The 376-nt window shown below is 53.2% G+C and carries 1 protein-coding gene; it reads left to right on the top strand.

What is annotated here, in order from left to right; all coding sequences use genetic code 11:
* On the top strand, window positions 1-236 hold a 236-nt coding region (locus AC1RP4_RS07805; RefSeq protein ID WP_481763241.1), incomplete at its 5' end, for a hypothetical protein.
* Between the last annotated feature and the right edge of the window lie 140 nt (window positions 237-376).

Raw genomic sequence — 376 nt, 5'->3', positions numbered from 1 at the left:
ATTCGGCTCGCGCGCAGCTGGTGGAAACCTACTTCACCAAGACTTCGACGACGGCTCCTGTGGTTAGCGTAGGGCTGCGTAGTGCAGCTGCTGAAACAGACAGCGCCCAAATCACGGTCTCGGGAACAACACCAACATACGCATCGGTCCTGTCTGATATTGACCCCAACGGAAACAAGGCATGGTCTACCAACTCGATCAAGGCGTCGCAGTTTGTCTTGAACCATATAACCTAATGCGAGGGTGACTATGGCAGGTAATCCGGTAAAGGCGCAGTCCCTAGCCAGACAGGTACTTACAGTTCAATCTCCCGCGTCTACTGCTCAGGCAGTAGCACGGCAGGTTCTATTGTCGCAGTCATCAGCGGTAAAAAATC

This window comes from Dellaglioa sp. CoH-56-MRSF-10 (assembly GCF_056782175.1).
Note: the sequence above shows the minus strand (reverse complement) of the source record. Positions and strands in the feature narration are given on the sequence as shown.